The sequence below is a fragment of the Streptomyces sp. NPDC019890 genome (assembly GCF_044903445.1).
In the GTDB taxonomy this organism is placed as follows: domain Bacteria; phylum Actinomycetota; class Actinomycetes; order Streptomycetales; family Streptomycetaceae; genus Streptomyces.
Genome location: NZ_JBJDQK010000034.1, coordinates 1 through 9,395 on the forward strand (window position 1 = coordinate 1; position 9,395 = coordinate 9,395).

General features: G+C 68.8%; 8 protein-coding genes and 2 pseudogenes. 4 read left to right on the plus strand and 6 right to left on the minus strand.

Annotated elements, in window-relative coordinates; all coding sequences use genetic code 11:
* Positions 1-2,115: response regulator (locus tag ACI2LP_RS33295; protein WP_404728271.1), on the plus strand; the 2,115-nt coding region annotated here is incomplete at its 5' end.
* Between the two features lie 144 nt (positions 2,116-2,259).
* Here ACI2LP_RS33295 and ACI2LP_RS33300 read toward each other — a convergent pair.
* The 3 genes from ACI2LP_RS33300 to ACI2LP_RS33310 form a co-directional block, all read right to left on the minus strand.
* Complete coding sequence (locus ACI2LP_RS33300; RefSeq protein WP_404728272.1) at positions 2,260-2,658, minus strand: DUF6221 family protein; 399 nt, start codon at positions 2,656-2,658, stop codon at positions 2,260-2,262.
* Between the two features lie 390 nt (positions 2,659-3,048).
* A complete protein-coding gene (locus ACI2LP_RS33305; protein WP_404728273.1) occupies positions 3,049-3,321 on the minus strand; it encodes a hypothetical protein in 273 nt (90 codons plus the stop codon).
* 238 nt (positions 3,322-3,559) lie between these two features.
* On the minus strand, positions 3,560-4,624 hold the full coding sequence (locus tag ACI2LP_RS33310; RefSeq protein ID WP_404728274.1) for a hypothetical protein: 1,065 nt from the start codon (positions 4,622-4,624) through the stop codon (positions 3,560-3,562).
* A 22-nt stretch (positions 4,625-4,646) separates the two neighbouring features.
* On the opposite strand from ACI2LP_RS33310, the gene ACI2LP_RS33315 reads away from it, so the two are divergent.
* On the plus strand, positions 4,647-5,822 hold the full coding sequence (locus ACI2LP_RS33315; RefSeq protein ID WP_404728275.1) for a hypothetical protein: 1,176 nt from the start codon (positions 4,647-4,649) through the stop codon (positions 5,820-5,822).
* 55 nt (positions 5,823-5,877) lie between these two features.
* Here ACI2LP_RS33315 and ACI2LP_RS33320 read toward each other — a convergent pair whose 3' ends face one another.
* Entirely contained in the window at positions 5,878-6,294 is a 417-nt protein-coding gene (locus ACI2LP_RS33320) for an ATP-binding protein (RefSeq protein ID WP_404728276.1), read from the minus strand.
* A 178-nt stretch (positions 6,295-6,472) separates the two neighbouring features.
* On the opposite strand from ACI2LP_RS33320, the gene ACI2LP_RS33325 reads away from it, so the two are divergent.
* Both ACI2LP_RS33325 and glpK read left to right on the plus strand, forming a co-directional pair.
* Positions 6,473-7,240 (plus strand): IclR family transcriptional regulator, encoded by a 768-nt coding sequence (locus ACI2LP_RS33325; protein WP_404728277.1) that lies wholly within the window; start codon positions 6,473-6,475, stop codon positions 7,238-7,240.
* 57 nt (positions 7,241-7,297) lie between these two features.
* Complete coding sequence (glpK, locus tag ACI2LP_RS33330) at positions 7,298-8,812, plus strand: glycerol kinase GlpK (protein WP_404728278.1); 1,515 nt, start codon at positions 7,298-7,300, stop codon at positions 8,810-8,812.
* Here glpK and ACI2LP_RS33335 read toward each other — a convergent pair.
* Positions 8,790-8,894 (minus strand): annotated as a pseudogene (locus tag ACI2LP_RS33335) (glutamate-cysteine ligase family protein); the annotation flags it as partial. The gene glpK and the pseudogene ACI2LP_RS33335 sit on opposite strands and share 23 nt — an antisense overlap.
* A 41-nt stretch (positions 8,895-8,935) precedes the next feature.
* Positions 8,936-9,395, minus strand: a pseudogene (locus tag ACI2LP_RS33340) (monooxygenase); the annotation flags it as partial.

Here is a 9,395-nt window from a genome sequence, read left to right on the forward strand (position 1 = left end):
CTGCACCGTGACGGGCACGAAATACCGGTCGAACTGGCCGTCTGGCGGCTGCAGTCGGGGCAGGCGCGCTGCTTCAACGCCTTCATCCGGGACATCACCGAGCGCAAGCAGGCCGAGGAAGCCGTGGCGGCAGCTCGTGGCCAAGCGGTGGAGGCATCCCGGGTGAAGTCAGAGTTCGTTGCCTCCATGAGCCATGAGATCCGCACCCCGATGAACGGCGTCATCGGGCTGAGCGACCTGCTGCTGGCCACCGAACTGGACGCCGAGCAGCGCCGCTACGCACAGGGCATCGAGGCCGCCGGCACGTCACTGCTGTCGCTGATCAACGACATCCTGGACTTCCCCAAGCTGGAGGCGGGCAAGCTCGACGTGGACGAGGTCGCCTTCAGCCCGCAGCTGCTCGTGGAGGAGGTCGTCTCGCTGGTGGCGCAGACCACCCAGGCCGAGAGCCTGGAACTGCTCAGCGACTGCGACCCCGACCTGCCCGTGATGTTGCACGGGGACGCCGGTCGGCTGCGGCAGGTCCTGGTCAACCTGGCCTCCAACGCCGTGAAGTTCACCGAAAGCGGCGAGGTCCTCATACGCGCCCGCCCGGTCCCCGCACGGCCACCTGCGGAGCAGTCGCCGTGGCTGCACTTCGAGGTGGTCGACACCGGGATCGGCATCGCACCGGCTGACCAGGAACGGATGTTCGACGCCTTTTCCCAGGCCGACGCCTCCACCACTCGCCGCTACGGAGGGACCGGCCTGGGCCTGGCCATCTGCCGCAGGCTCATCGACGCCATGGGCGGCTCCATCGGCGTCACCAGCCGACCCGGCGAGGGCAGCACCTTCTGGTTCACCGTACCGATGCGCGCACTCGACACCAACGAGCAACCCCCGGCCCAACCTCACTCCGCCACCCTCCGAGGGCTGCGGGTCCTGGCCGTCGACGACAACGAGACGAACCGGCTGATCCTCGATACGCAACTGCGCAGGTGGCACATGCAGCCGACCACGGTCGAGGGCGGCCCCCAGGCCCTGGTGACCCTGCACGAGGCAGCGGCCGCGGGGCGCCCCTTCGACCTCGCCCTCCTCGACATGCACATGCCCGACATGGACGGCCTGGAACTCGCCCGCCGGATCACCACCGACCAGGCCATCGCCCGGGTACCGCTGCTGATGCTCACCTCCGGCGTACCGCTGGCCGATGTGGAACTCAGTGCGGCCGGCATCGCGCGCAGCCTGCCCAAACCTGTCCAGCAGTCCCAACTCATGGACGCCCTGGTCGAGCTCACCGCCCAGTCACCGCCCGTGGCAGCTGCAGCGGCAGCGACACCTGCCCCCACCACCTCCCAGCCTGCCCACCGCGGCCGTCTGCTGCTGGTAGAGGACAACGAGATCAACCAGATGGTGTCACAGGGCATTCTCACCCGCCTCGGCTACAGAGCCGATATCGCCGCCGACGGCATCCAGGCGCTGCAGATGACCGAGGAACACACCTACCAAGCCGTGCTGATGGACTGCCAGATGCCCCGGATGGACGGCTACACCGCCACCCAAGAGCTGCGCCGCCGGGAAGGAGGCGGCGGCAGCCGCCTTCCGGTCATCGCCATGACCGCCAGCGTCCTGCCCGAAGACCGGGAACGCTGCTTGGCTGCGGGCATGGACGACTCCGTTTCCAAACCCATCGCTGCCGCCGACCTGGAGCGAGCCCTGACCCGCTGGGTCCGCCCCACCCGCCTGCCGGCAAAGAACGACTGCCTGCGAGCCTCCATCGAGCAACGGCTGGACGAACTGCGGGGCGCCGACGGCCCGGCCGAGCGAGAACTCGTCGACCGGCTGGTGGATCACTTCCTCAGGCGGGCCCCCGACATGACCAGCGCGCTCTTTCATGCGATGGACCGCCACGACGCCCGGGAGATCGCAGAGCAGGCGCACAGCCTCAGAGGCGCTGCCGGCAACATGGGAGCCGAAGGCCTCGCGGCCTGCTGCGAGGAGCTCGAACAGCGTGCGAAGGCGGGAGATCCGACCCCGCTGGCCGAAGCCGCCCCCCGCCTCCAGCATGAACTCGACGGGACCTGCCGCACCCTGGAGAACCTCCGATCCCGCCATCCCGGCCATCAGCCGGAGTAGGCGCTGCGCGGCAGGTCGTTGGCGGCGCAGTCTCGAAGCCCGTCGCAGTCCGTCCGTACCTGGCTGGCCACTTCTGCAGGCTGCAGGCCTTCTGTCCACCTCGCCAGGGCATCACCGCTGGACTCCTCACACCTGGTACGAGCGCTAGCGGATGAACCGGGGGAGCCATTTCGCCTTGTAGCCGGGGTGCCAGGCGTATTCGGCGGCCAGCTGCCGCACCGCGAAGCCGAGTCCGACGGCACGGCCGGAGGCGAAGTCGTCGTCCGGCCGGTCGGCGTCCCGGTCCGCCACCTCAACGTACTCGCCGAGCAGGACGCGACTGGTCTCGATACGGGCCAGCGTACGAGCCGGATCCTGGAGCGCGATGTGCCGGTCGTAGCCGGCTCCCCTCACCGTGAACGCGACACCGGACGTCCTGTCGTGGACCTCTCCGGGCGCCTCCGGCGGGCACCTCCAGCTCGCGCCGCCGGCGTCCCACGCGACCTGCTCCTCCTCGGCAAGCCGCGCTTGGATGAAGGCCACCATGTCTGCGTTGCCGGCCATGCGAAGGCGCTTCCTCTCGTGACGTGCTAAGCGGTGACTGTGGTGTCATTCTGGGGGACGTCGGACCTCGTGATCCAGTCCGTAGCTGCTCTCCGCCGCCGACGCGCGGGCCGGTACTTCAACTTGGACGGCAGTTGGGGGAGGTAGCGACAGGGGATCCCAGCGCGGTCGACCTAGATGACCCGTCTCGCTGTGGGGTGAGTCAGGCTCGGTCTCTCTGAACCATCTAGTCGCGTGTCTCGGCCGACCTTGGCCATCTCTTGGTGTGTCTCGCTCTGGCACGTTGTGTGGGGGGGCTGGGACGACTTCGCCGCCCGTCAGCGACGCGAGACGGACCGGCACGGTGGCTCTGCTGAGGGTTCGTGCTGCGAGCCAAGGTGGTCTTGGAGTTCACGGTGCCGGAACTGGTAGGCGATGCCGGCGATGCGGAGGAGTCCGGCGCCGTAGCACCATCTTGCCCGACCCCGGGGCGCCGGTGATCACCAGCCGCCCGGGACGCAGGTCCCGGTAGTAGTCCACGATCTTCTGGAGCTGACCGCTTGTCCCGGCGCCTTCGGCGTTGTGGCACGGGGCGGGGAGCAGGTCGAACTGGACGTCGATGGGATGGTCGTGGTCGCCGAGGAGCTGCTTGCGGGCCGCGCGCTCCTTGTCGAGTACCTCCACGGCCAGCCGGCCTGCTGCGTCCGGGAGGTTGGTTCCTGCCAGCGCTGGGCCCGAGCGCTCTGCTGTACGGCAACGAGGGCTATGGCCAGGGATATCAGGGCGATCACTGCACCCACGGGGTCGAAGTCGTCTCCCGCCGAGACATCTCGCAGCGTCCGCCACCCGAGCACGCCCCCCAGGCCGAGCGCCGCCACCGCGAGAGCGCCGAAGACCAACCGCCGCCCGCCTTGCGGCGCCGTCACAGGTTCATGATGGGGATTTGCGCGTCCTTCGCCCCGAGCCGGGCGACGAGGCGTTCCGGGTCCGGGAACACGCCCTCGTACGCGGCCAGGGCACCGGCCCTGTCGCCCTGCTGGATACGCAGCACGCCGAGGACCGTGCTGCCGAGGGAGCCGACCGCGTGAGGAGCCTGGGTCCCGGCCAGCTCGACGGCCTCGGCGTGGTGGCGCATCGCCTCGTCGTGCAGACCGGCGCAGCCCGCGGCGAGCGCGAGATTCGCGAGCAGCATCACGCGCAGTCCCCCGTCGGTCTCCGTCTGGAGCTGATGATGGATCAGTTCCATGCTGTCGGTGTATCGCCTGGTGCGGAACGCCATGGCCCATCCGGTTCGGTCGCTGATCTGGATCTGGTCGATCACCCGCTGGCCCTTGTTCCAGGTGCCGACGTAGCCGAGCTTGAAGTCCCGCCACTTCGTGGCGTCCAGAGCCGGCAGCAGGGGATAGATGTCGGTGGCGCACTGCGCTGGTGAGGGCGGGCAGAACAGGAAGACGGCGTGGTTGTCTCCCACGACCACGGTGGCGTCGATCACGCCCCAGTTGTCCCTATGGGCGTCGCCGTGAAGGACGTCCTTGGAATGCAACTGGGCGAGGCGTTCCCCCAACTGCATGTAGAAGGCGACCACCCGCAGCCCACCCTTGCCCTCGTAGAAGCTGATCTCCGGTTCCGGATCGGGGACGGCGAGCCACAGCTCACGGAAGGCCCGGTAGTGCGTCCGCAGAGGTTCGGATTCGTAGGGGAAGGGCTCGGGCGGCAATGGGTCGGCCGTGGCACTCAGAAAACGGATGCTCTCCTTGGGGCCGGCGATCAGCGGATACTGCTGGAATACGGTGCCGTTGAGGCAGGACAGCGGGACGACGGCACATTCGCCGATCGACTCCGCGACGTCGCGGGGCCATGACCAACGACTCGACGTGCGTTCACCGCTGGGCGGATGCGTGATAAGTGCCATCTCGCCACGGGCGATCAGCTCTCGCGCCAGGTGTAACTCATTGCCGTCAAATTCGACCATGTCCACCAAGTCCACCGCACAAGCATAGAATCACGCCGTGACCGACACACAGGAAAACCGCGGGCTGGTGACGCAGAGCCTGGTGCGCAACGCCGGTGCTGCGCTGAGGAGTTCGGGAACTCTGTGTCTCCGGTCCCTCATGGACCTGTGCACGCTGGGCGAGGCTCTGGTCCTGCTGGACCGGGTGGAGTCCCTGGACTCGGTGGACCGGCACAGCAGCCCGCTCACCGACCGTCTCGAACGGGAAGGGCTGTACGGCACGTTACGCCCCACGCTCTCGGGCGGTGATCTGCGCAGACTGCTGCTGCGTATGCCGACCGAGCTGGCGTCCCGTACGATCCTGCCGGACGGGCAGGACTCCGCCGCGCGTGTCGACGGGGATCCGCTCGCGGGCGGCGGCGACCCTCCCGTGAGCCTCGACGACCTGGTGGCGCAGGTCGACCGGCTCGTCGCGTTCCACAGCGCCGGTGAGGTCGGCAGCGAGCGCGCCTACCGCAGCAACGGATATCTGATCGTCGCCGCTGCCCACGGCCTGGACTACTTCCCCGACTTCGAACGCGGCACCTTCACCGCCGGCTGCCTCCAGAAGGTGTACCGCTCGCTTCCGATGCGGCTGTACGAGAAGGTCGCCGAATCCCTGGACGAGTCCCTGACCGGAGGTGACGTGGTCTCCGAGTGGGCCGCGATCTCCACGATCCCCATCCCTCCGGTGGGCGCCCTGGTACTGGACCGCGCGGCTTCACCGGCCGAGGTGCCGGAGGCACTCCTGCGCGTGCGCGAGGACTTCGCCCGCTACCGTCGTTACTTTGCCGATTTCAAGGCCGAGCTGGCCGCGGCGGACACCATCAAGGAGCGCAACCGGCTCCGGACCACCTACCAGGTCCTCCTGGACGAGGCGAGCGGTCCGGGCGCAGAGGTGGTGTCCCTGGCCGGCATGCTCAATCTGACCCAGAGCGTGGTCACGGCCGCGGCGACCCCGACATCGGTGACCAGTTACGGCGCCCTGCTGCTGACGCAGCCGATCGAGTGGATGCAGCGCTGGTGGCGCCGCAGACCGCTGTCCATCCTCTTCCGGATGGACGGCAAACTGCCGAGGCTCTCGGTCTACCGCGATCTGGTGGGCAAGTTGTGGGGCGAGCAGGCGGCGGAACTGGTGCTCGACGAACTTGCGGAGCGGGCACAGCAGCAGCGGTTGCTGCTGGCGGACGCCTGACCGGGCCCGATCCCGGCGGCCGGTTCCGGGAGTCCGGGCTGTCCGGGCTGTTTTCCTACGCTACGAAGAGATCGGCCCAGTGGGTGATCCCGCCGGTGTGGACGTGTATGCCGCAGCGGGCCGACAGGGCGGTGACTATGGCGATTCCCCGGCCGTGCTCGTCCGGGACAGCCGACTGCCCGGCCGAGAGGGCGCATCCCGCGTCGGTGACTTCGACGCGCAAGGCTCTGCGTTCGTCGACGTGCACCCACGACAACCGCAGCGTCGCCGGTGGCAGGGCATGGACGAGCGCATTGGTCAGCAGCTCAGAGACCACCAGGACCGCATCCATGGTGACGTCCGGGGGAAGGCCCCACTCGGCGAGCACCGCGCGGACACGTCCGCGTACGACCGAGACGGCTCTCGGGGAATGTGGCACGGGAGAGACATGATCGACTGCCTCGCGGGCCACTGTGTTGAGCTGAGCCGTCATGTGCCCTCCTCGGCCAGTTGCTGTCGGCACGGGACGCCGACCTCAACGCAGGCTAGGGAGCGATACGAGGCCGGTCAATGAACGGCGGTCGGCATTATCGAACGCGAGACTATGGATCCGGACAAATCATTGCATTATGCGGCACCAAGACCGGTAAAGACGGACTTAGAATCGCCTTATGGCCGGCCCAGTCCAGTCCATCGAACGGGCGGCGGCAATCCTGCGACTGCTCGCCGGTGGCCCTCGTCGGCTCGGACTGGGCGAGGTGGCCGCGTCGCTCGGGCTCGCGAAGGGCACCGCCCACGGCATTCTGCGCACCCTGCAGCACGTGGATTTCGTGGAGCAGGACGCGGCGACGGGAAAGTACCAGCTCGGGGCGGCGCTGCTCCACCTCGGCACCAGTTACCTGGACGTCAACGAGCTGCGGTCGCGCTCCATCAACTGGGCCGACGCTCTGGCCGCCCGCAGCGGGGAGGCAGTCCGCCTGGGCACCCCCCTGGAGGACAGGGTGCTCATCGTCCACCACGTCTTCCGGCCGGACGACACGCTCCAGACCCTGGATGTGGGCGCGCTGCTGCCGCTGCACGCCTCCTCGCTCGGCAAGGTCCTGCTGGCCTTCGGCACCGCGACCGTGGAGTCGGCGCTGGACGCCGGACTGGACGCGTACACCCGGCACACCCTGGTCGACCCTGAGCAGCTCACCCCGGCACTCGCCGAGATCCGGGAGAACGGATGGGCAGCCGAGGTCCAGGAGATGAGCATGGGTGAGGCCGGCATCGCCGCGCCCATCCGGGGGCACGGCGGCCTCGTGGTGGGAGCCATCGGCGCATCCGGCCCGGTCGAGCGGATCTGTGATGCCAGGGGCAAGCCTCAGCCGGCCCTGATCACCCTGCTCCGTGAGGCCGCACGGGCGATCTCCAGAGACCTGGGGGCGGCCCGCTGGTAAGTCCCTCACCTGAGTCCCACCACCGCATCGTGGACGCTTCGGAAGGCGGTCCGGATCATGGTTGAACGGTATGTGATGTCCATAGACCAGGGCACCACCTCCACCCGTTGCATCCTGTTCGACCACAGTGGGCGATTGGTGTCGGTGGCCCAGCGCGAGCACCAGCAGTATTTCCCGAGGCCCGGCTGGGTCGAGCACGACGCCCTCGAGATCTGGCGCAATCTGCGGCGCGTCGTGCCAGAGGCCCTGTCCGGCGTCGGCGTCTCCGTCAAAGAGGTCGCCGCCCTGGGGATCACGAACCAGCGCGAGACGACGGTGCTCTGGGACCGGCGGACAGGCACCCCGCTGGGGAGAGCGATTGTCTGGCAGGACACCCGCACCGCTGCGCTCGTCGAGGAGCTGAGAAACCACCCCGGCGACGAGTTCTTCCAGGAACGCTGCTGCCTGCCGCCCTCGACCTACTTCTCCGCGCCACGCATCCGCTGGCTGTTCGACCACGTCGCAGGGCTGGAACAGCGAGCCCAGGACGGCGAGGTGTTGTTCGGCACGATGGAGACCTGGCTGATCTGGAACCTCACCGGCGGGCCTTCCGGCGGTCAGCACATCACTGACGTCACCAACGCCAGTCGCACGATGCTCATGAACACGCGCACGCTCACCTGGGACGAGGAACTGCTGGGGTTCTTCGGGGTCCCCCGCGCCATGCTGCCCGAGATCCGGTCCTCGGCGGAGCGCTACGGTGAGGACCGCTCGGTTCTCCCGGGCATGCCCATCACGGCCGCGCTCGGCGATCAGCAGGCCGCACTCTTCGGGCAGACCTGCTTCTCCCCGGGCGAGGCGAAGTGCACCTACGGGACCGGCAGCTTCCTGCTGCTCAACACCGGCACCGACGTCGTACGGTCCCGCAACGGACTTCTCACCACCGTTGCGTACAAGATCGCCGATCAGCCCGCGGTCTACGCGCTGGAAGGCCCGATGGCCGTCACGGGCTCGCTGGTCCAGTGGTTCCGTGACCGCCTGGGACTGATCAGCAGCGCGCCGGAGATCGAGACCCTCGCGCGCACCGTCGAGGACAACGGCGGCTGCTACATCGTCCCGGCGTTCTCCGGTCTCTTCGCGCCCCACTGGCGCAGCGACGCACGCGGCGTCATCGTCGGCCTCACCTCGTACATCACCAAGGGGCACCTGGCCCGAGCTGTGCTGGAGGCCACCGGCTGGCAGACGCGTGAGGTCGTCGACGCCATGAACGCCGACTCCTCGCTGACCCTGAATGAGCTCAAGGTCGACGGCGGCATGACATCCGACAACCTGCTCATGCAGATCCTGGCCGACGTCCTCGACGTGCCCGTGGTGCGGCCCATGGTCGCCGAGACCGTCTCGCTGGGCGCCGCCTACGCCGCCGGGCTGGCCGTCGGCTACTGGTCGGACCTGGAAGTCCTGCGCCGGAACTGGCACCGGGCGGCGCAATGGCTGCCCGACATGGACTCCGCGCGGCGCGAATCGGAATACGAAAACTGGCAGCGGGCGGTCGAGCGATCGCTGGGGTGGATCAAGCCGTCGACCCGGCCTTGACGGGCAACCTGCCACAGTGGCTGTGCCAGAACGGGGAGTTTGCGCTCAGCGCCAGGAGCACGGCCAGCCAGGCCCGGATCTTCGAAGGCCTCGTTCCTGTCCTTGCGGAGGGGGCGGTCTCTTCTACTGCAACGCGTGTACCGCCGCTCTGAAGAGCGCCGGCGCGCGGTGTGCCGCCGGAACGATCAGGCGAGCCGTCCCGGAGTGCCGGGCTGCTCGCACAAGGCCCGCGGTGAGCACCCGGTGACGTCTGGTCAGCCGGGCCCAGTGCGCGGGGTAGTCCTGCGGGCGGTCGGCCGCCAGGCATGTGATCGCCGCCGCGGCCGTCGCCATGGCCAGGGCGATGCCTTCGCCCGTCAGAGCGTCGACGTAGCCCGCTGCGTCACCGATCAGCAGGACTCGCCCGGCCCGCGGGCTCCGCGCCCGTTGGTGCAGCGGCCCGGCACCGCGTACTGCACCGACCCCCCGGCCCCGGAGCAGCGCGGCAAGGGCGGGAAACGCCGTCAAGTGCTCGTCGTGCGAGCGCCGGTTGCGGCTGAGTACGGCGACCCCCACCATGCAGTCCGCGACCGGAGTCACGTAC

What these genes read in the sequence shown, in the direction of transcription:
- ACI2LP_RS33300 (WP_404728272.1), bottom strand. Translation starts at nt 2,658, where the DNA reads ATGGCCGGCAACGCAGACATGGTGGCCTTCATCCAAGCGCGGCTTGCC.
- ACI2LP_RS33320 (WP_404728276.1), bottom strand. Translation starts at nt 6,294, where the DNA reads ATGACGGCTCAGCTCAACACAGTGGCCCGCGAGGCAGTCGATCATGTC.
- ACI2LP_RS33325 (WP_404728277.1), top strand. Translation starts at nt 6,473, where the DNA reads ATGGCCGGCCCAGTCCAGTCCATCGAACGGGCGGCGGCAATCCTGCGA.
- glpK (WP_404728278.1), top strand. Translation starts at nt 7,298, where the DNA reads ATGGTTGAACGGTATGTGATGTCCATAGACCAGGGCACCACCTCCACC.